Origin of the sequence: Streptomyces sp. D2-8, assembly GCF_023184515.1 — a bacterium.
Lineage (GTDB): Bacteria > Actinomycetota > Actinomycetes > Streptomycetales > Streptomycetaceae > Streptomyces.
In genome coordinates this window covers 48,512-69,590 of sequence record NZ_JAAHBP010000002.1, presented here as the reverse complement: position 1 = coordinate 69,590, position 21,079 = coordinate 48,512, and the positions used below count along the sequence as shown (strand labels likewise).

The following is a 21,079-nucleotide window of genomic DNA, read 5'->3' as shown; positions in this document are numbered from 1 at the left end:
TCAGCGCACGCCCGGCGTCACTTCGCTCCCAGGAGCTGCTCGATCGGGTCGATCGCGAAGTACACGAGGAACAGCGCCGAGGTCCCCCACAGCAGCCAGTGGACCTCCTTCGCCCGGCCGAGCACGGTCTTGATGACGACGTAGGCGAGGAAGCCGGCCCCGATGCCGTTGGTGATGGAGTAGGTGAACGGCATCACGGCGATGGTGAGGAACGCCGGGATGGCGATGTCGTAGCGGTCCCAGTCGATGTGCTTGACCTGGGTCATCATCAGGAAGCCGACGGCGACCAGGGCCGGGGCGGCGGCCTGGAGCGGGACGATGGTGAGCAGCGGGGTCAGGAACAGCGCGAGGCCGAACAGGCCGCCGGTGACCAGGTTGGAGAAGCCGGTGCGCGAGCCCTCGCCGACACCGGCCGCGGACTCGATGTAGGAGGTCGCGGAGGAGGCGGAGGCGGCGCCTCCCGCGACGGCGGCGGCACCGTCGATGAGCAGCACCCGGCCGAGGTTCGGGACCTTGCCGTCCTCGTCCAGCAGGCCGGCCTCGGCGCTGATGCCGACGACGGTGCCCATGGTGTCGAAGAAGTCGGACAGGATCAGCGTGAAGATCAGCAGGACGACGGTGACGACACCGACGCCGGGGGCGCTGAAGGCGCCGAACAGGTCGAAGTCGCCGATGAGCCCGAAGTCGGGGGCGTCGACGACCTGGTCCGGCCAGGAGGGTGTGGTCAGGCCCCAGGACTTGATGTCGGCCAGGGAGTTGATCACTACCGCCAGCGCGGTCATGGTGACGATGCTGATCAGGATGGCGCCCTTGACCTTGCGGGCGAGCAGCCCGATCGTCAGCAGCACGCCGAGGCAGAAGACGAGCATCGGCCAGCCGGCGAGGGTACCGGTGCCGCCCAGCTGAACGGGCACGGTGGTGTTCGCGGCGTCCGGGATGCGGCTGACGAAACCGGCGTCGACGAAGCCGATGAAGGCGATGAACAGGCCGATGCCGACGCTGATCGCCTGCTTGAGCGGCTGGGGTATCGCGTGCATGACGGCCTCGCGCAGACCGGTCACCACCAGCGCGCAGATCAGCAGGCCTTCGAGGACGATCAGGCCCATCGCGTCGTCCCAGCTCATCAGCGGGGCGATCTGGAAGGCGACCACGGCGTTCAGGCCGAGTCCGGCGGCCAGCGCGAGGGGCAGGTTGCCGGCCACGCCCATGATGATCGTCATGACCGCGGCCACCAGGGCGGTGGCGGTGGTGAGCTGGACGGCGTCCAGCTGGTGCCCGAACTTGTCCTTGGCGCTGCCCAGGATGATGGGATTCAGGACAAGGATGTAGGCCATCGTGAAGAACGTGGCGAAGCCGCCGCGTATCTCCCGGCCGAAGGTGGAGCCCCGCTCGGAGATCCGGAAGAACCGGTCGACGCCGTTGGCCGGGGCTTCCTTGGCGGGAGGCCGGTCGGTGACCTGCTGCGGTTCGGACATGGCGGGTGCTCCTGGATGTCTGGGTGATCGGTGTGCGGATGCTGGCCGGATTGTGCCCGCCTCGAACCCTGTTCAGGTTTTCTCCGTGTTACGGAATCAGAGTCCGGCCTGCCATACGCCGTTCGAAGCCCCGTACGAACCGTTCGACGATCGCTGCTACGCTTCCCGATCTCGTCCGGGCTCCCCCGGATGATCACATGTCATCTACATGACAGCCACAGGTGCCCCGGCCGGGAGCGCCCGTAGCCGCTGCGAGGAGAGGTCGCCCGTGGGCACAGTCGTCGACGACGCCGCCTCCGTGGAGTTCCACGCCTTCTTCGAGCGCCACTACGCCGAACTGTCCCGTCTCGCCCACCTGCTGACGGGCGAGTCGGACACCGCCGACGATCTGGCCGCGGACGCGTTGCTGGCGCTGTGGCACCGCTGGGACCGGGTGCGCGCGGCCGACCATCCGGCGGCGTACGCACGCGGTGTGGTGGCCAATCTGGCCCGTACCCGCATCCGCAGCGCGGTGCGCGAGCGGCGGCGCATCGCCCTGTTCTGGTCGCAGCGCGAGGAGAACACCGAGAACCCGGACGTCGCGGGCGTGGTCGACGTACAGGAGGCGCTGCGCAGGCTGCCGTTCCGCAAGCGGGCCTGTGTGGTGCTGCGGCACGCGTTCGACCTGTCGGAGAAGGACACCGCGCTGGCGCTGGGTGTGTCGGTGGGTACGGTGAAGAGCCAGACCTCGAAGGGGATGGCCGAACTCCAGCGGTTGCTGGGGGGGCAGGGAGTGCCGCAGCGGATGCACGCGGCGCTGGGCGCTCCCCGCTGCTCGCCCGCCGTGGAGGGCGTACGCACCGGTGAGGGCGGAGGGAGGGACCGATGACCATGCGGCGGGACGTGCACGAGGAGCTGCGCACACGGCTGCACGAGGCGGCCGGGGCGCACGAGCCCGACCGGGAGCGCATGCTGGCCCGGGTCGAGCGCGGCATGGCCGGTCCGGCCGGTTCCGGTCACCGGGCGACGATTCCGCCGGTGTTCGGCTGGATGCGGGTGGCCGGTGCGACGGCCGCGGTCGCCGGCGTTCTGGCGGTGGGCGGTTACGCGGTGGCCTCCGCGGTGAAGGAGGAAGCCGCCCCTCAGCAGCAGGAAGTGGCGACGTCGCCGACGCCCACGCCGTCCCCGGACGCGACGAGCCGGGCCCCCGTGCCTCCGCCTCCGGTGGAGCCGGCGCCGAGCCGGTCGCCCGAGCGCCGCGAGTCCAGCCCCCCGCCGTCGGGGACGCCGAGCGCCCCGGCCACCGAGCGGCCGGCCGCCGCCACCGAGGACGGGCCGCTGTGGTCGGACGGCTCGGTCGACCCGCACAGCAACGACTTCTGGGCGCAGAGCAACATCACGCTCAAGACCCGCGAGCCACTGACCGCGCTGACCGTGCGGTTGAAGGTCGTCCAGACCGGCGGGGTCTCCGACGCGGGCGCCTGGCGTTCCCTGCCCGAGAACGACTTCACCCTCGCGGTCGCCGAGCAGGACGGCTTCCTCGTCTACACCTGGACCCTCAAGGAGGGCCGTACGGTCCCGGCGGGCGAGTGGGTGTTCGCCGGCCAGTTCGACCATGCCCGCGGCGGCCGCGACGCGGGCGAGGACCGCTACACGGTGACGGCCGCCGCCGGTTCGCGGCAGCTGTCGGTGGGCGGCGGCTTCGCGGCGGTCGACGACGGCGACGGCGACTCGTGAAAAATTCCTGAAGAGGCGGCAACCCTTTCCTCACCGGTGGCGACCAGTACGCGCAAGAGCCACCCCCCACTTGAGGAATCGGTACATGACTGCACCAGCAGAACAGCGCGTCCGCCATCGTCGCCGGGTCACCCTGCGGCGGGCGGTGATCGCCGGGGTGTCCGCGTTCGGGATCACGGGTGCGGCGATCGTCACCACGTCGATGCTGTCGACGGCGGGCGCCGCGTCCTCCTGGCCCTCGGACAAGGGCAGCACGCCCGTGCCGAAGACCATCCCGGTCTCCGGGGTACGCGACGGCGGGATGAAGCTGTTCTACGGCACCGGCGCGCTCGGCGGCGGCAGCCAGGACGAGGGCCAGGCCCCGCTCTTCGAGCTGGCCGACGGCGCGGTCCTCAAGAACGTCATCATCGGCACTCCGGCGGCGGACGGCGTGCACTGCAAGGGCAGTTGCACGCTGCAGAACGTGTGGTGGACGGACGTCGGCGAGGACGCGGCCAGCTTCAAGGGCAAGTCCTCGTCCGCGGTGTACAAGGTGATCGGCGGCGGCGCGAAGAACGCCGACGACAAGGTGCTGCAGTTCAACGGCGCCGGCACGCTGAACGTGTCGGGCTTCCAGGTGCACAACGCCGGCAAGCTGGTCCGCTCCTGCGGCAACTGCAAGACGCAGTACAAGCGCACGATCGTGCTCAGCGACATCGACGTGACGGCGCCGATGAACTCGATCGTCGGGGTGAACGCCAACTACGGCGACACGGCGACGCTGTCGAAGATCCGCATCCACGGCGACAGCAAGAAGAAGATCAAGACGTGTGTGCGCTTCGAGGGCAACAACACGGGCAAGGAGCCCAAGGAGCTGACGCCGCCCGGTCCGGACGGCAAGAGCTGCACCTTCAAGGCCTCCGACATCAGCTACCAGTAGGGCCTGCCCCCCTGTGACCCCGGTCGGCCCTGGTCCCCCCTTGGGCCGACCGGACGCCGGGTGTCCGGCCCCCCAGTCGGACGCCCGGCACCTCGGCCCTCCGGAGCCCCCCTCCGGACGGCCGGACGGTACCGGCCGAGCCCCCCTCGGCCGGTCTGCAGGACGCCCCCGCCGCTTCGCACCGGCGGGGGCGTCGCGCTTGCACCCCAGGGGGTGTCCGCAAAGTCCCGCCTGCCCGCCCTCCGGGCGGACGACGCGACTTTGCGGACACCCCCTAGCTAGTCCATCGTCGAGCCGATGGTCGTGGAGCCGGTCGTCAGGAACGTCGTCGCGGGCAGGGAGCCGTCCGCCCGGCGGGCTCCGTACGCACCGGCCGCGTCCGTCGACCTGAAGGGCGGCGTGGCGATGCCGCTGTCCCAGGTGTTGCCGGCGGAGACCGTCGAGGAGCCGTGCTTCACCGCTCCGCCCTTGTCGCCGACGGCGAGGTTCTTGCCGAGGCGGGCCGTGCCGGTCGCGAAGTAGAAGCCGTTCCGGGCGTTGGCGTACGCGGTGTTGCGGTTCAGGGCGATGGCGCCGGAGTTGGAGTTCTCGGTGAAGCCGTGCAGCGTGTTGTCCCAGGCCGCGTTGTTGTTGACGACGTGGGCGACGGACGCGCCCCCGCCGCCCAGTTTGAAGCCGTTGCCGTTGCCCTCGAAGGCCGCGTCGTTCCAGCGGTTCTCGCCGTTGCCGAAGGCCCAGGAGTGTTCGATGGTGACCGGCGAGGAGAACTGCCACAGGTCGAGGCCGTCGTCGGAGTTGTCGTACAGCCGGGCTCCGGTGATCCTGTTCCCGGTCCCCGAGCCGAACTTGACGGCGATGCCGTCGGCGTTCTGGCCGTGGCCGGCCGGGTCGTAGTTGCCGTGGCTGTCCAGGTTCTGCACGAGGTTGCCGGTGGTGCCGTCGCCGCGCAGGGTGAAGCCGGAGTCGCCGTTGTCCGCGGTGACCAGGTTCCTGAAGATGCCGCCGACCGAGGACGTGGCGACGAAGCCCTGGGCCGGGGAGTTGACGAAGGCCAGGTCCTGGACGGTCCAGTGGTCGCCGTAGATCCCGGCCAGCCAGGAGCCGGCGGGCAGCCTGGACCCGTCGATGCGCACCTTCTCACCGCCGTACGCCCGCAGGGTGATGGGCGCGGAACTGGTGCCGTTCGCCGAGGACTTGAGGGTGGCCGCCGGACGGTAGGTGCCGCCGCGGACCTGGATCGTGGTACCGGCGGTGGCGTTCTTCACGGCCTCTTCGAGCTCGGCCGCGGTGGAGACGGTGACCGTCGCCGAGGTGGCCTGCGCGCCGCCGCCCGACAGCCCGAGGTAGACGCCGCCGGCCCCCGCGGCACAGGCCACGGCTGCGGCGATGGAGAGCGTACGGGTCCTGCGATGACGTCCGGTGCTCGGCAGCACGGAGCGTTCCTTTCCTAGGGGATCGGTGACGGAAACGGCTCGGAGGGGCCCACTCCCGCCCGTTTCCGTCCACCAGTCGCCACCGCGCCGGAAAGGGTTGCCGCCGTCACGCGCGCCGGAGACCTCGACGTCCCGAAAGTTTCGGAACCACCGTCCTCACGCGCACCCGTTGACGCCCTGCGCCCCTCCGGTGAAACTCCGAAGGCCCCCCATCCAACAGAATCCCCCATACTCCGACAGGAAGTGTCATGCGCCCCCGCATCGCCCGCACGCTCCTGCTGCCTTTCCTGGCCCTGACCGGCCTCCTCCTCACCCTCCTCACCGCACCGCCCAGCACCGCAGACCCCGGAGCCCCGCCCGTGAAGCAGAGCAAGTACGCCGGCTATCTCTTCGCCTACTTCACCGGCGAGGGCACCGCCGACGGCGAGCAGATCCGCTACGCCCTCAGCCGCGGCAACGACCCGCTGCACTGGCGTGAACTGAACGCCGGCCAGCCGGTGCTGACGTCCACGACCGGCGAGAAGGGCCTGCGCGACCCGTTCGTCATCCGCTCCCCCGAGGGCGACAAGTTCTACCTGATCGCCACCGACCTGAGGATGTACCAGAACTCCAGCGGCAGCTGGGACGACGTCCAGCGGCACGGCAGCAAGTCGATCATGGTCTGGGAGTCCACCGACCTGGTCCACTGGACCGACCAGCGCCTGGTGAAGGTCTCCCCGGACAACGCGGGCAACACCTGGGCCCCGGAGGCCTACTGGGACGACTCGCTCGGCCAGTACGTCGTCTTCTGGGCCTCGAAGCTGTACGCCGACGACGACCCGGACCACAAGGGCAACACGTACAACAAGATGATGTACGCGACCACCAAGGACTTCCGCACCTTCAGCGAGCCGAAGATCTGGAACGACCCCGGCTACTCGGTGATCGACTCCACGGTCGTGAAGTACAAGGACGAGTACTACCGCTACACCAAGGACGAGCGGGACCCCGGCTCATCCAGCCCCTGCTCGAAGTTCATCACCGGCGAGAAGTCGACCTCGCTGACGTCGACGACGTACGACTTCGTGTCCGACTGCATCGGCAAGGGCGCGATGGACCGCGGTGAGGGCCCGACGGTGTTCAAGTCGAACACCGAGAAGAAGTGGTACCTGTTCATCGACGAGTACGGCGGCCGCGGCTACGTGCCCTTCGAGACCACCGACCTCGCCTCCGGCAAGTGGACCCCCTCGGCGAACTACCAGCTCCCGGCGAGCCCCCGGCACGGCACGGTCCTGCCGGTGACGCAGAAGGAGTACGACCGCCTGCTGGCCGCCTACCCGTCCACCTCCACCTCGGTCGTGGACGCGACGGCGAAGCACCAGAAGGGCTGGTCGATCGTCACGGACAGCGCCTCGAAGGTCGTCCTGCCCATGCGGCCGGACGCCGATCTGCGGGACCTCGCCCCGAAGCTGTGGGTGGGCGAGGGCGCGAAGCTGAGCCCCAAGTCCGGCACCCGACGTGACTTCCGCAAGCCGCAGACGTACACGGTGACGGCCGCCGACGGCACGAAGCGCACCTGGACGGTCGAGGCCGTCCGTACGCGCAGCCCGATCCTGCCGGGCCTGAACGCCGACCCCGACGTGCACTACCTGAACGGCCGGTACTGGATCTATCCGACGACGGACGGCTTCCAGGGCTGGAGCGGCACCAAGTTCAAGGCGTACTCGTCGAAGGACCTGGTCCACTGGAAGGACCACGGCGTCATCGTCGACCTCGGGCCGGACGTGAGCTGGGCCGACAAGAACGCCTGGGCGCCCGCGATCGCCGAGCGGAACGGCAAGTACTACTTCTACTTCTGCGCCGAGCAGCAGATCGGCGTGGCCGTGGCGGACTCCCCCGCAGGCCCCTTCAAGGACGCGCTCGGCAAGCCGCTGGTCGCCAAGGGCGGATCGCTGAAGGGCCAGATGATCGACCCGGCGGTCTTCACGGACGACGACGGTCAGGCCTACCTGTACTGGGGCAACGGGCACGGGTACGTGGTGCCGCTCAACGACGACATGGTGTCCTTCGACGCGTCGAAGGTGAAGGACATCACCCCGGACAACTTCCGCGAGGGCGCCTTCGTGATCAAGCGGAAGGGCACCTACTACTTCATGTGGTCGGAGGACGACACCCGCAGCGAGAACTACCACGTGGCGTACGCGACGGGACCGTCCCCGCTCGGCCCGTGGACCAAGCGCGGGACGATCCTCGAGAAGCGGCCCGAGTACGGAATCCTCGGGACCGGCCACCACTCGGTGGTGAACACCCCCGGCACCGACGACTGGTACGCCGTCTACCACCGCTTCGCCCTCAACGGCCCCGGTCTGCCGGGCGGCGACGGCATGCACCGCGAGACCACCATCGACCGCATGGAGTTCGCGGCCGACGGCAGCATCAAGCCGGTCGTGCCGACACTGGAGGGGATCGAGCCGGTACGGCGGTGACGCCGTCGGGCCTCGGCTGACGAAGCAGGTCGGGTTCGTCAGTCCATCGTCGCTCCGATGGTGGTGCTGCCCGTGGTCAGGAACGTGGTCACGGGCAGCGCGCCGCTGGACTGGCGGGCGTTGTAGGTCGTCGAGGCGTTGGTGGACCGGAAGGCCGGGGTCGCGATCCCGGAGTCCCAGTTGTTGCCGGCCGACACTACCGACGAGCCCTTGCCGACCGTCCCTCCGCCGTTGCTCACGGCGAGGTTCTTGCCGAGCCGCGCCGAGCCGGTCGCGAAGTAGTAGCCCCACTTGGCGTTGGCGTACGCCGTGGTCCGGTTGACGACGATGGCGCCCTTGTTGCTGTTCTCCGTGAAGCCGTTGCCGGCGTTGTCCCAGGCGGCCGAGTTGTTGAGGACGTGGGCGACCACCTCCCCGTCACCGCCGAGTTTGTAGCCGTTGCCGTCGCCCGTGAAGGCGGAGTCGCTCCAGCGGTTCTTGCCGTTGCCGAACGCCCAGGTGTGCTCGACGGTGACCGGCGAGGAGAACGACCAGAAGTCGAGGCCGTCGTCGGAGTTGTTGTACAGGGCGTTCTTCAGCGCCGGGTGGAAGTCGGGCAGCGGGCCGTCCACGACCGCCGCCTCCGCCCCGCTCACCGCTCCCCCGCCCAGCAGCGCCGTCCCCGCCCCGAGCACGAACGTCCGTCGTCCCAGCGCTTCACGGGCGTCCATGCGGCCTCCCGGCTCCGGCGTGCCGCAGTACGTACCGCTCGACCGCCGCCGGGGAGGTCAGGGCACGGTAGTCGTACATGTCGGCGGGGTCCCAGCCGACGTCGTTCCCGAGACCGAGACCGTTCGCCACGGCGTTCAGGCGGGCGGGCCGGCCGTTGAACCAGGAGCCCGTGTCGTGGAACTCCTCGCCCCCGTAGGCCGCGACGGCGAGCGCCGGCTCTCCCCCGGGGTAACGGAAGACGTTGCGCTCGGAGAAGACGGCGGACTCCACTCCGACGCCCAGGGCGTACAGCGGTGCCCGCCCCCGGTGGACGTTGTTGACGACGTGCACCTGCCCGAAGCGGACCCGCGGGGCGCGCTGCGCGATGCCGGTGAACAGATTGCGGGCGAAGGTCACCTTGAGATGCCCCCGGTCGCGGTCGCCGCGCCCGTCGCCCGACCCGATGAGGATCGCCTTGTCGTGGTCCTCGAACCGGCTGTCGGAGACGGTGACGAAGTCGCGGGGACCGGCGCGAGGGCGAGTGCGGCGCCCGCCCCGGCGCTCGCGACGAGGAATCCCCTGCGGGAGAGGGAACGGTGGAAGTGCGAGGACATGCGGCTGCCCCTTCGCGGTGCGGCTCGTGCGGGTGATGGTCCGTGGGCGGCCGGGCCGGGCGCACCTCGTGGCGTGCGCCCGGCCCGGCCGGTTCTCGGGGGGGGTCAGCAGATGCGGCCGGCGCCCGCGCGGTGGTCGACGATCCCGGGGACGGCCTTAGCCGGGTCGACCTTGGTCCGCAGGGTCGGCGTCCAGCCGGCGCCCGACTGGAGGGTCTCGCCGGGGATCTCCGCGTTGTGCACGGCGATCAGGTCGGTCGGCTTGCCGTTGACGTGGTTGTTCGCGGCGGTGACCGGCGAATCCATCCACTTCTTCAGGATCTTCGCCGGGCTGACCCCGCTCGGCAGCGTGAAGGCGTTGTGCTCGGCGACGAGCTGGGACTCCTTGCCGATGCCGAAGCTGTAGACGTAGTCCTGGCCGGCCACGTAGTGGTTGTTGTACGTGTCGACCTGCCCGAAGCGGACACGCGGCGCGCGCTCGACGAGGTTGCGGAACAGGTTGTGGTGGAGCGTCACCTTGAGCTTGCCCCGGTCGCCGACGGCCGTCGACTCGCTGTCGCTGTTTCCGATCATGAGCGTCTTGTCGTGGTCGGCGAAGACGTTCCAGGAGGCGGTGACGTAGTTGGACCCCCGGACGATGTCCAGCTGACCGTCGTGCTGCTGGTACAGGGTGCCGAAGTACGTCGGGGCCTCGCTGTCGGGGTGGCTGCCGTCGGTGAAGGTGTTGTGGTCCATCCAGACATGGGTGGAGCCGTAGACGACGGCGGTGTCGTACTCGGAGTTCCAGGCGCCCGTGGAGGTGTCGGTCGGGTCCCACTGCGGGAAGCAGTCGAGGGGGCTCTCGAAGGTGAGGTTGCGGACGATGACGTTGTCGACGCCCTTGATCTGGAGGCTGGCGCCCTTGAAACCCGCGTTCTTCCCGACCCCGATGATGGTCGTGTTGGCCGGGACACCGGCCTTGATGGCCTGGTCCTGGTTGTCGGCGGAGGCGCGGCGCAGTCCCTCGGGGCTGTCGGCGGGCTCGCCGCTCAGGTCCTTGTCCATCCCCCACGTCTCGGGCGCGTACTTCTTCAGGTAGGCGTCGAAGTCGTACCCGGGTGCGGCGAAGGCGTCACACCCCTCGGAGACGGCGTCTATGGTCCCCCGCACCTTGATGATCTTCGGTGCGCTGCCGCCCGCGGCGAGGGCGGCCTTGAACTGGGCCCAGGTGGTCACGGTGTACACGTGCTCGGCGTCGGCGGCGGCACCGCCGGTGGTTCCGGTGCCGTACGACCCCCACCCGTCCTTCGCCCCGAGCGTCTGCCGGGCGTGATCGCGGGAGTCGGCCTGAGCGGCGGCGGTGCCGGTGCCGGTGAGGGACAGCATCAGTGCGGAGCAGCCGGCGAAGGCGGCCACCCTCTTGATTATGGCATGCCCATGCCATTCACGTAGCTGCATGGTGCGGATCTCCTTTTCCAGGGACGGGGGTGTTACGCGGCGGCCTTCGGCCAGGTGATCCAGGACTCGGGGATCGTCTCGTCGAGCCGGCGCACCTCGCTCGGCGCGAGCACCCGCGCACGCAGCAACTCCCGCGCGACGAGGCGCGCCACGGCGATCGCGCCGGGCGGGTTGAAGTGCGTGTTGTCCTGCTCGGTCGTGGTCCAGTTGAAGTACTTCTTCGTCTCCTCGACGCCCAGCCGCTGCCACAGCGCGATCGACAGCGCCTGGATGTCGAGCAGTGTCACCCCCTCCTGCTTGGCGAGCGCCCGCATGGCCGCCGGGTATTCGCCGTGGCTCGGCAGAGCCTTGCCGGCCGCGTCGAACTTGCGCCGCTCGACGGACGTGGCGAGCACGGGCCGCGCCCCACGTGCCCGGGCCCCGTCGATGTACATCCGCAGGTGGTCCTGGTAAGTCGTCCAGGGCTCGGTGTACCGGGTGGGGTCGTTCACCTTCTCGTCGTTGTGGCCGAACTGGATGAGCAGGAAGTCGCCCGGCTGGATCTGCCGGAGGATGACATCGAGCCGTCCCTCGTCGACGAAGCTCTTGGAACTACGTCCGTTGACCGCGTGATTGGCGACCGGCCGGTCCTTGTGCAGGAAGAACGGAAGCGCCATTCCCCACCCGGTCTCCGGTGCCGCGTCGGCGTACTTCTGTGCGGCGGTGGAATCACCGGCGATGTACAGCGTGCGGGCGCGGCGGCCGGTGGCTTGCGCGGTACCGGTCGCGGCGAAGGTGAGAGGAACGGCGGCGACAGCGGCCGCGGTGACTTGTCTACGGCTCAGTGACACGACAGACCCTTCTTTCGGCAGGCTCTCAGGGGTGCGGGGGTGTTTGCCGTACGAGGCCGGGCACGTGTGCGCGACCAGCCCGGGGCGGCCCGCAGCCTGCGCACCGCAGGCCGCCCCGGCGCGGAACCGGGCGGTCTCAGCCCTTCTGCTGGTCCCACTCCGCCTGAGCCTCGTTCAGCTGATCGGCCATCTTGTCCAGGAACTCCTTGGCGCTCATGTCGCCGAGCAGGACCTTCTGGAAGCCGGGCTCGTTGTCGGCCTTGGAGATGGTGTTCCAGTCGGGCAGGTAGTAGGGCAGCTGGACGATGGTGGTGGAGCCGTCGTTGAGGGCCTCGGCGGCGAGCTTGGTCGGCTCGGCCTCGGAGATCCAGGCGTCCTTGGCGGCGTCCGTGTTGGACGGGATGGCGCCGGCCGACTCGTTCCACTTGGAGTTGGACGCGTGCGAGGCGGCGAACTCGATGAACTTCCAGGCGGCCTCCTTGTTCTTGGAGCTCTTGAACAGGCCGAGACCGTCGACCGGGTTGGAGACCTGGACGCGCTTGCCGCCGGGGCCGGTGGGCTGCGGGATGCCGCGGAACTTGTCGGTGCCGAGCGCCTTCACATGGTCCTGGTAGGAGCCCAGGTTGTGGTTGAGCATGCCGATCGTGCCCGAGTCCCACTGCGCGACCATCTTGGTGAAGTCGTTGTTGAGGTCGGCGGCCGGCGTGTACTTCTTGTACAGACCGGCGTACTTCTCCAGTGCCTCGACGTTCTTCGGGTCGTTGACCGTGGTCTTCTTGCCGCCGGCGTCCCAGAAGGACGTGATGCCGGACTGCCCGTACATCGCGTCCAGCGCCTGCGCGATGGAGCCCGCGCCACCGCGGATGGTGTAGCCGAACTCGTTCCTCTTCGCGTTGCTGAGCTTCTCGGCAGCCTCGTAGAACTTCTCCCAGGTGGTGGGCGCGTCCAGGCCCGCCTTCTGGAACAGATCGGTGCGGTAGTAGAGGGTGCCGTTGTTCGCGGAGGTCGGGATCGAGTACAGCGCGTCGCCGCCACCGGCGGACTTGAGCGACTCGACCATGCCCTCGTTGAGCTGGTCCTTGATCGTGGACGTGCCGAGTCGGCCGTCCAGGGGATCCAGCGCGTTCTGGGCGGCGAACCCGGCGGCCATCGCCGCGCCGACACCGCCGACGTCCGGCAGACCGCCGCCCTGGATGGCGGTGTCGACCTTGGACTGGTACTCGGTGGCGGCGATACCGACGTACTCGACCTTGATCGACGGGTTCGCCTTCTCGAAGTCGGCGATGATCTGCTTCCAGATGTCCGTGCGGACACCGCCGTTGTTGTCCCAGAAGACGATCTTGCCCTTGCCGCTACCCTCGGCCCCCTTGTCGCCACCGGCGCCGCTGCCGTCGTCACCGCAGGCGGTCGCGGTCAGGGCGAGGACGGAGCCCAGGGCGACGGCCGTGGCCACGCGCCTGCTTCTACGGATGCTGATCTTCATTGGTCGGCTCTCTCTTCTGGATCAAACGGAGACATCGAGTCGTGGGGGGTCAGTGGCGTGCGTGGGGCGCCCAGTTGTCGTTGCCCTTGAGATACGCGGTGACGGTGTGCGTCCTCGCGTCCTCGTCGCTCATCTGCGGCCGGTCCTGGGTGATCGCGGCCCCCGGCCCGTAGTTCCGGTACTCCGTGAAGCGCGCGTCCTTCCACGAGAAACCGCTCATGTCGGTCCACGGCGAGGCCTTGATCGCGGCGGGCAGCCAGGTGTCGCGGATCAGCACTTGGGCCACCGCGTTCGGCTCGCCGCCCGGGTGCCAGGGCCGGCCGAGGTGGAAGCTCCCGGCAGGTGCGTCGCTCACGATCTTCGAGCGGGTGATCAGGAACCCGTACGGGTTGCCCGTCCACGTCGAAGCGGCCGTGATGTAGCCGTTGTTGGTCGTGGACCCCCGGGTGAGCGCCTTGATCACGGACCGTTCGACCACGGTCGTCGCCCGTCCGTAGACGAAGTCGACGTCGCCCTCGATGTAGGAGTCGCGGACGTACACCCGGCTGATCACGTTCAGCTTGGGGCTGTCGGTCATCAGGGTGTCCTGGTTGCCCAGGAACGCGGTGTCCTCGAAGACGATCCGGTCGCCGGTCGTCTTCATCGCCAGGGCCTGCTCGCCCTTCAGCTCGTGCGCGGCCTCGTCGAAGTCGTTGCTGAAGGTGAGGTTGCGTGCGGTGACGTCGTTCGCGGCGATCCGGACGGTGGCGCTTCCCGTCGAACCCCCGTACTCGGCGGGCGTGTCGAAGACGATGACGGTGTCGGAGCGGTTCTGTCCGGTGCCGCGCAGCACGAGGTGCGGCTTGCTCGCGGGGATGAACACCTTCTCGCGGTAGGTGCCCGGCGCGACGGCGATCGTCAGCGGGGTGTCGTTGCCGTCGGGGGCGGCGTCCACGGCGGCCTGCACGGTCGGGTAGGCGCCCGGGACGTCGAGGGTCACACCGATCCGGCGCTGCGGCCCGGAGAACTTCTTCACCAGGGCGGGGACGGCGGCGGCCCGGTCGAGCCGGTAGTCGTAGAAGTCCCGCGGGTCGAAGGCGGCACCCCACTCGTCGGTCCGCCCGCTCGTCTTCCTCAGGATCGACCCCCGCTCCACCAACTCCGCGGTGGCGTCGGCCTGGTAGGGATGCTGGACCCTGTCGTAGTAACTGTTCTCGATGACCATCTTGCTGCGGCCCCGGGACCAGTTCCCGTACGTCCACACCGGGTCGCCATCGGCCACCTGTGCGGAGATGTAGTTGTTGTAGAGGTGCGCGTAGGCGCAGTTGTCCGCCGAGGGATTGCGCTGCTTCGTGCCCGTGAACCAGTTGTGGTCGATGGTGATCTGCGTCTGGACATTGGTCGTCCAGCCGATCCCGAACGCCTTGTTGTGGTTGCTGAACTGGTTGTAGGAGACGGTTACGTACTGGCTGTCCTTGCGTATGTCGAGCAGCCCGTCGCCCATGTGGGTGAAGCGGTTGTGGTCGATCCAGACGTGGTGGACGGCGTCCATCTGGATGGCGTCGAAGTCGGTGGTCTTGCCGTCCCAGTCGCCCTCGACATAGGAGTCGCGGATCGTCAGATTGCGGATGATGACGTTGTGCGTGCCGGGGTTGAGGTGCAGTTCGCCGTGGGCGATCTCACCGGTGTCGCCGACGCCGATGATCGTCTTGTTCGAGGCGACGACGATGTCCGAGCCGAAGGGCTGGACGGCGACCGTCCCCGCCACCCTGATGACGTACGGCTCCTCGGCGGCCGCGTACTTCGCCAGCGCGGCCTGGTCGGTGACCGTGACGACCTTGCCGCCGGCCCCGCCCGTGGTGCCTCCGGCCAGCGAGGCGAAGCCGTGGGCCTGGTCGGTCCAGCGCGCCGCCGCCGGTGCGGACATCCCGGCGGGGGCGGGTTCGGCGGCTCCCGCCTCCCCGGTCGCGCCCAGTGCCAGGGCGGCGACCAGGGCCGCGACGGCGGCCAGGGCGACACCCGGTCTGGGCAAGCGCTTGCTATGGGGGTGCGTCATTGCGGCTCCCAACAGGCGAGATAGGGCTGCGGATGCGGTGGGCTACACGTCGGTGATCCGGAACTGCGTGAACGTGGCGGCGCCCGCGTGTCCCGACCCGACGGGCGCGAGGGCGAAGAGGCCGAGTAGGGCGCCGACCCAGCGCCAGGGGGTGGCGGCGAAGACGGGACCCGACGGGCACGGACCGTCGCCGAGGTCGTAGGAGAAGCGGCAGCGGGCTCCGGCGCCGATCTCGATGCGGAGCCAGACGTGTCCCCCGGGTGCGAGGCGCGGGTGGGCCGCGTCGCGCTCCCGCTCGGCGACCCCCTCGGCGAACCGGTGCACGAGGTGGACCGTGCCGTCGGCCCCGCGCTGGAGACCGATCCAGCTGAACGCGTCCCCGAGGACCGCGAGCCCGGCCCGGGCCCCCGGCTCCTCACTGTGCAGGCGCAGCTCCACCTCGACGGCGGACGGGACGCCGGGCAGCCGCTGAGTGAGGAGGTTCGGGAGTTTACGCAGGTCGTGCGTGTCCGTGGAACGGACGCAGGACAACCGCAGCCCGTCCCCGGAGTGCTGGGTGGCCCAGCCGTCGCCCGGGTTGGCCGTCCACTGCCACTGTCGGCCGTACCGTCCGCCGGGGAAGTCGTCGTCGGTGGCGGGTGCGGCGGGCGGCTGCGGCGGCAGCGCGGGACGGCGGTGTTCGGCGACGGGGGCGCCGTCGTCCCCGAGCACCGGCCAGTTGTCCGGACCCCAGCGCATCGGCTGGAGGTGGACGACCCGGCCGTAGGCGCCGCGCTGCTGGAAGTGCAGGAACCAGTCCTCGCCGGACGGGGTACGCACCCAGCCGCCCTGGTGGGGGCCGTTGACGTCGGTGTCCTTCTGCTCCAGGACGATCCTCTCCTCGTACGGCCCGAAGAACCCGCGCGAGCGGAAGGCGCCCTGCCAGCCGGTCTCCACGCCGCCGGTGGGGGCGAGGATCCAGAACCAGCCGTCGTGCCGGTAGAGCTTGGGGCCTTCGAGGGTGAACCAGCCGGGTATGCGGTCGCCGTCGACGATCACCTTGCCCTCGTCGAGGAGGCCGGTGCCGTCGGGGCGCATCCGGTGGCCGGTGAGGCGGTTCTTGACGCCGGAGCGGGACTTGGCCCAGGCGTGGACCAGATAGGCCTCATCGGTCTCGTCGTCCCACAGGGGGCAGGGGTCGATCAGGCCCTTGCCCGCCTTCAGCAGGTGCGGGCGGGTCCAGGGGCCCCGGATCTGCGGGGCGTTGATCTGGAAGATGCCCTGGTCGGGGTCGCCCCAGAAGATCCAGAAGCGTTCGTCGTGATACCGGAGCGAGGGGGCCCAGACACCGCAGTCGTGCCGGGGCCGTTCGAACTCGGCGGCCGGTTCGAGGCGTTCGAGCGCGTGGCCGACCAGGGTCCAGTTGACCAGGTCCCGGGAGTGCAGCAGCGGCAGTCCGGGGGCGCGGCCGAAGCTGGAGGCGGTCAGGTAGAAGTCGTCGCCGACACGGACGACGTCCGGGTCGGACCAGTCGGCGTCGAGAATCGGGTTGCGGTAGGTCTCGGAGGTCACGGGCTCACCGCCTTGCGGACGAGGGCCGTGGCGGCGTCCCGGTCGAGACGGCCGTCGGCGACGACGGTGACCACCCGGCGCACGACGGTCTCGCCCGGCGGGACCGGCAGCCGCTCCTCGTGCGCCAGGGAGGAACCGACGCCCGGGTACTCCTCGCCGCGTACGAACCACGGGTCGCGGCGGGTCTGTTCGGTGGCGCCGGCGAAGACCAGCGTCCAGGTGCCGCCCCGCAGAGCGAGCCAGTCGGCGGGGCGGCCGTGGATCTTCTCCTCGCCGTCGGCACCGGCGGTGAAGACCTCGGGCGCGGCGGACTCCTTGCGGGCCCGCCAGAAGAACCCGCCGTAGGCCGCGCCCGGGCGCCCGTTGGTCGCGGGGCTGCCGATCGACAGCGGGCTCCTGGTGACGTTGGTGAGGGAGAACGTGAGGTCCAGCGCCCAGGCCTGGTCGGTGAGTTCGGTGGCCGCGACCGTACGGCGCTCGCGCAGCAGCTCGCCGCCCGCGGCCACCCAGCGCAGCTCCTCCACGAAGCCGTCCGGGTCGCGCAGCTGGAACGCGATGTGCCGCTGCGCGCCGTGGTTGTCGAGTTCGGTCGGGCCCTGGTCGCGGACGTAGGTGCGCCCGCCCCAGAAGTTGAACCCCTCGACGTCGGGAACGGCGACACCGACGCCGAGGTGGTGTGCGTGGTCGGCCGGGGCGAGTTCGGTCACGGCCGTGCCGGCCAGGGTGGTGACGGGGTGCAGGTAGGGGCGCGGGGAGAGCCGGGCCGGCAGCTCGGGCCGGGTGACGTACCGGCCGACCGGCCGGCCCGCGACGCGCAGGACCACGGTGTCGTTGCTGGTCATCGGGTGCTCACCTCGTTCGACAGGTGCGCCCAGGGGGCGCCGAGCTCGGAGTAGAGGGAGAGGGTGTCGGCGGCGGCCGCGACGAGTCCGTCGATGCCGGGCACCACCCGGCGCCTTTCGCCGGGGATCCGGTGCCAGGCGGTGTCCGGCAGCGGCGCCGGGTCGGGAGCGGTGCGGATGGCCTCCACGACCTTCATGAAGGCGCCCGTCTCGTCCGGCGGGACCAGCAGGTCCGCGCCGGTGGTGAGGTGGTCGACGAGGTTCTCCAGCAGGTCGGTGCGGCCGTGCTCGGACTCCTGCGGGCCGTGCCCCGCGCGCTGGAGCAGCACGCGGTCCTGCTTGTACCAGAAGGTGATCCGGCCGCTGCTGCCGTGCACCAGCACATACGGCTCGTCCGCCTGCTCGGCGCACAGGGTCGCGGCGACGGTGACCGGGTGGCCCTGCGCGGTGGTGATCCGGACGCAGGAGGTGTCGTCGGACTCGATGGCGTTGGCGCGCAGCAGCTCGGTCTCGATGCCGGTGACGTCCTCGGCGCGGGTGCTGCCGCCCAGGGCGAGGGCGGTGGCGACGGCGTGGGCGAGGGGGTTGGTCAGCGCCCCGTCGATCACGTCGACGCCGTTCAGCCGCCGCTTGCCCGCCCAGGGCGCCCGCCGGAAGTAGTCCTCGTCGCGGACCCAGGCGCCGGCCCCGCCGAGCCCGACCAGCTGCCCGATCGCCCCCTGCTCGACCAGGTCGCGGACGGCGGGCAGGGCGTGCGAGCCCAGCGACTGGAAGCCGATCTGGCAGACGACTCCGGCCGCGGCGACCCCGTCGGCCATCCGGCGGTACTCGGCGTACGAGGGGGCCGGGGGCTTCTCCAGCAGGAGGTGGACGCCTCGCTGAGCCGCTGTCAGCGCCAGGTCGGTGTGGGTCGGGATCGGTGTGCAGATCACCGCGGCCTCGGCGCCGGTGGAGTCGAGCAGGGCGCCGAAGTCGGCGGACTGCTCGGGGGTGCCCAGGTCGCCGAGTTCCTCCCCGGTCAGCGGTGTCAGCTCGCAGACGCCGACCAGCCGGACGACGCCCTTGCGCTGGAGGCGGCGGATGTTCTCGACGTGCCAGCGGCCGTGGCCACGGGCGCCTGCGAGGACGACGGGCAGGGGTGTGCTCAGCGGGCGCCTGCGGGTGCCGCCGTGGAGTTCGCTCATGGAGTCGATCATGCGACCGGTCACGGGATCCTCCCCGCACCCGCGCCGCGGGCCACCGCCCGGTCGGCCGCCCGGGCGCTGTCGATCCGCCCGTGCAGGGCGGGCGTCCAGCCGACGTCGGCCGTCAGATCGCGCTCACTGCCCGAGTTGTAGGCGTTGTGGATCGCGAGCAGGTCGACCGGGAAGCCGTTGAACAGCGTGCCGCTCTGGTGCAGGGCGCTGCCGTTCCAGCTCTTGACCAGGTCGGCGACCTCCACGTGGGCCGGGGCATGGAAGGCGTTGTTCTCGGCGTACATCCGCGACTCGGTGGAGACGCCGAGCGAGTAGCGGTAGTCGTCGTCGGTGATGTCGTACCGGTTGTTGTCGCGGCCGATGTCCCGGGCCTCGGCGTGCGCGGGCACGCAGAGCACCCCCAGCAGCCCGGCCGCGACGGCCAGTCGTCTGCCCCTCATCCCTTCACCGCCCCCGCGCTGAACCCGGTGATCAGCCACTTCTGGATGAAGGCGAACACGATCACCACCGGGACGGCCGCGATGATGCCGCCCGCGGCGAGCGCGCCCAGGTCGACGCTGTCGGCGCTCATCAGGCTGTTGAGGCCGACGGGGATCGTCTGCTTGTCCTGGTTGTTCAGGAACATCAGGGCGAACAGGAAGTGGTTCCAGGAGTGGACGAAGGCGAACGAGCCGACGGCGATCAGACCGGGCCGCAGCAGCGGCAGCACCACGATCCGGAAGGCGGTCATGCGGTTGCAGCCGTCGACCCAGGCCGCCTCCTCCAGGGAGTACGGCACGTTCTTGATGAAGTTGCTGATCAGGATCATCGACAGCGGCAGCTGGAAGACCGTCTCGGCGAGGATGACGCTGCCGAGGCTGTTGATCATCTGGAGTTCGGCGAAGATCTCGAACAGCGGGACCAGCAGCAGCGCTCCCGGCACGAACTGGGAGCACAGCAGGCCCAGCATGAACGCCCGCTTGACCTTGAAGTTGAACCGGGCGAGGGCGTAGCCGCCGGCCAGCGCGACGAGCGTCGTGACGAGCAGGGTGGCGACGCCGACGAGCACGCTGTTGGTGAAGTAGGTGCCGAAGCTGCGCTCCGTCCAGACCTTCTCGAAGTGGTCGAAGGTCATCGGCCAGGGCACGAGCGAGGTGGAGCCGGCCGGGCGCAGCGAGAAGAGCAGGATCCAGTAGAAGGGGACGAGGGTGAAGAGCAGGTAGATGCCCAGGGGCAGGTAGATCTGCCAGCGGGGTGCCTCGTCCCAGGCGCGGTGGCCCTTGGCGGGGCGCGGCGGTTCGGGGGTGGCGCGCACGGGGGCGGGCGCGGCCTTGGTGGCTTCCTTGACGCTCACTTCTCCTCGCCTCCGAACTTGCTCAGCCGCAGGTAGACCATCGAGCAGAAGAGCAGGATCACGAACGCCACCGTGGTCAGGGCCGACGCGTAGCCGAAGTTGTGGGCGTCGACGGATGTGTTGGCGATGTACAGCGGCAGTGTGGTCGTCTCGCCCGCCGGGCCGCCGCCGGTCAGTGTGTAGAGCAGGTCGACGTTGTTGAACTCCCAGACCGCGCGCAGCAGCGTGGACAGGATGATGGCGTCCTTCAGATGGGGCAGCGTGATGTGCCAGAACTGCTTGATCCTGCTGGCCCCGTCGACCTCGGCGGCCTCGTAGAGATCCTTCGAGACGGACTGGAGGTCGGCGAGGATGAGGATCGCGAAGAAGGGCACCCCGCGCCACAGGTCGGCGACGATCGCCGCCGGGAAGACAGTGGAGGTGTCCGACAGCCAGCTCGTGCCGTAGGAGCCGATGCCGATGTCCGCGAGGTATCGGGTGATGCCCGTCTGGGAGTTGTAGAGCAGCACCCAGATCGCGGAGGTGAGGACGCCGGAGACGGCCCACGGGGAGAAGACCATCGCGCGTCCCAGGCCCCGGCCCACGAAGGTCTGGTTGACGATGAGGGCCAGCGCGAGACCGAACAGCAGCTGGAGGCCGACCTCGACGAAGACCCACTTGGCGCTGAAGACCAGGGTGTCCCAGAAGACCGGGTCCTCGGTGAAGGCGTGGACGAAGTTGTCGAAGCCCGCGTAGCCGTTCCGCCACGGCTTGGTGGGGTTGTAGTTCTGCAGGCTGTAGTAGAAGACGCTGATGACCGGGTAGGCGATGAACCCCAGCATGAGCAGGGCGGCCGGCGCGATCAGCAGGTACGGGAGCCTGCGCGGCGTGGCGGAGGCCCGGCGCCGCCGGGGTGGCGCGGGCGGTTTCGCCACGGCTGCGGCTTGGGCCATGACTGTTCTCCGATCTCAGTACGTCGTGGTACGTCGTGCGTGCGCGGGAAGCGCTTTCTTCCTGTGCAGGGTCGTGCCGGGTCGTGCTGAGGTGCGTGGGTGGTGCCGTCGTGCGTGGGTGGCGCGCG

At 69.9% G+C, this 21,079-nt stretch carries 16 protein-coding genes and 3 pseudogenes; 4 read left to right on the top strand and 15 right to left on the bottom strand.

Translation table 11 applies throughout. The features are described 5' to 3' along the window. Positions 1-17: 17 nt before the first annotated feature. A complete protein-coding gene (locus G3I77_RS05945) occupies positions 18-1,475 on the bottom strand; it encodes an NCS2 family permease (RefSeq protein ID WP_248501532.1) in 1,458 nt (485 codons plus the stop codon). A 268-nt stretch (positions 1,476-1,743) separates the two neighbouring features. Between G3I77_RS05945 and G3I77_RS05940 the strand changes: the two genes are divergently transcribed. From G3I77_RS05940 to G3I77_RS05930, 3 genes are all read left to right on the top strand, one after another. Then, on the top strand, positions 1,744-2,343 hold the full coding sequence (locus tag G3I77_RS05940; protein WP_248501531.1) for a SigE family RNA polymerase sigma factor: 600 nt from the start codon (positions 1,744-1,746) through the stop codon (positions 2,341-2,343). After that, a complete protein-coding gene (locus G3I77_RS05935; protein WP_248501530.1) occupies positions 2,340-3,191 on the top strand; it encodes a hypothetical protein in 852 nt (283 codons plus the stop codon). The genes G3I77_RS05940 and G3I77_RS05935 overlap by 4 nt, the downstream gene beginning before the upstream one ends. Before the next feature lie 85 nt (positions 3,192-3,276). Beyond that, a complete protein-coding gene (locus G3I77_RS05930; protein WP_248501529.1) occupies positions 3,277-4,110 on the top strand; it encodes a pectate lyase in 834 nt (277 codons plus the stop codon). Between the two features lie 278 nt (positions 4,111-4,388). Here the strand turns inward: G3I77_RS05930 and G3I77_RS05925 are convergent, their stop codons facing one another. After that, positions 4,389-5,543, bottom strand: a complete 1,155-nt coding sequence (locus G3I77_RS05925; RefSeq protein ID WP_248501528.1) for a right-handed parallel beta-helix repeat-containing protein — start codon at positions 5,541-5,543, stop codon at positions 4,389-4,391. A 248-nt stretch (positions 5,544-5,791) separates the two neighbouring features. On the opposite strand from G3I77_RS05925, the gene G3I77_RS05920 reads away from it, so the two are divergent. Beyond that, positions 5,792-8,008, top strand: coding sequence for a family 43 glycosylhydrolase (locus G3I77_RS05920; protein ID WP_248501527.1), 2,217 nt, complete (start codon positions 5,792-5,794; stop codon positions 8,006-8,008). A gap of 38 nt (positions 8,009-8,046) precedes the next feature. On the opposite strand, the pseudogene G3I77_RS05915 reads toward G3I77_RS05920, so the two are convergent. From G3I77_RS05915 to G3I77_RS05855, 13 genes and pseudogenes are all read right to left on the bottom strand, one after another. After that, positions 8,047-8,574, bottom strand: a pseudogene (locus tag G3I77_RS05915) (pectate lyase); the annotation flags it as partial. A gap of 130 nt (positions 8,575-8,704) precedes the next feature. Continuing rightward, the gene (locus tag G3I77_RS40590) at positions 8,705-9,274 is read right to left on the bottom strand and encodes a hypothetical protein (RefSeq protein WP_308311360.1); all 570 of its coding nucleotides are present in this window, start codon (positions 9,272-9,274) and stop codon (positions 8,705-8,707) included. Then, positions 9,241-9,312, bottom strand: a pseudogene (locus tag G3I77_RS41090) (twin-arginine translocation signal domain-containing protein); the annotation flags it as partial. The pseudogene G3I77_RS41090 and the gene G3I77_RS40590, both read right to left, overlap by 34 nt. 105 nt (positions 9,313-9,417) lie before the next feature. Next, complete coding sequence (locus G3I77_RS05900; RefSeq protein WP_248501525.1) at positions 9,418-10,749, bottom strand: polysaccharide lyase family 1 protein; 1,332 nt, start codon at positions 10,747-10,749, stop codon at positions 9,418-9,420. 32 nt (positions 10,750-10,781) lie between these two features. Continuing rightward, on the bottom strand, positions 10,782-11,579 hold the full coding sequence (locus tag G3I77_RS05895; protein ID WP_248501524.1) for a rhamnogalacturonan acetylesterase: 798 nt from the start codon (positions 11,577-11,579) through the stop codon (positions 10,782-10,784). Positions 11,580-11,715: 136 nt separating this feature from the next. Then, positions 11,716-13,062 carry a sugar ABC transporter substrate-binding protein gene (locus G3I77_RS05890; protein WP_248501523.1) on the bottom strand — a complete coding sequence of 449 codons (1,347 nt, stop codon included), beginning with the start codon at positions 13,060-13,062 and terminating at the stop codon, positions 11,716-11,718. A 49-nt stretch (positions 13,063-13,111) separates the two neighbouring features. Continuing rightward, a complete protein-coding gene (locus G3I77_RS05885) occupies positions 13,112-15,097 on the bottom strand; it encodes a pectinesterase family protein (RefSeq protein WP_248501522.1) in 1,986 nt (661 codons plus the stop codon). A gap of 42 nt (positions 15,098-15,139) precedes the next feature. Further along, positions 15,140-16,648, bottom strand: a complete 1,509-nt coding sequence (locus tag G3I77_RS05880) for a glycoside hydrolase 43 family protein (protein WP_248501521.1) — start codon at positions 16,646-16,648, stop codon at positions 15,140-15,142. Further along, positions 16,645-17,490: a PmoA family protein gene (locus tag G3I77_RS05875; RefSeq protein WP_248501520.1), complete on the bottom strand. Its 846-nt coding sequence runs from the start codon at positions 17,488-17,490 to the stop codon at positions 16,645-16,647. The genes G3I77_RS05880 and G3I77_RS05875 overlap by 4 nt, the downstream gene beginning before the upstream one ends. After that, complete coding sequence (locus tag G3I77_RS05870) at positions 17,487-18,674, bottom strand: Gfo/Idh/MocA family protein (protein WP_248501613.1); 1,188 nt, start codon at positions 18,672-18,674, stop codon at positions 17,487-17,489. The genes G3I77_RS05875 and G3I77_RS05870 overlap by 4 nt, the downstream gene beginning before the upstream one ends. Before the next feature lie 20 nt (positions 18,675-18,694). Beyond that, positions 18,695-19,036: pseudogene (locus tag G3I77_RS05865) on the bottom strand (pectate lyase); the annotation flags it as partial. Between the two features lie 86 nt (positions 19,037-19,122). Further along, the gene (locus G3I77_RS05860) at positions 19,123-20,019 is read right to left on the bottom strand and encodes a carbohydrate ABC transporter permease (protein WP_374385347.1); all 897 of its coding nucleotides are present in this window, start codon (positions 20,017-20,019) and stop codon (positions 19,123-19,125) included. Beyond that, positions 20,016-20,951 (bottom strand): carbohydrate ABC transporter permease, encoded by a 936-nt coding sequence (locus G3I77_RS05855; RefSeq protein ID WP_248501519.1) that lies wholly within the window; start codon positions 20,949-20,951, stop codon positions 20,016-20,018. Before G3I77_RS05855 ends, G3I77_RS05860 begins: the two co-directional genes overlap by 4 nt. Between the last annotated feature and the right edge of the window lie 128 nt (positions 20,952-21,079).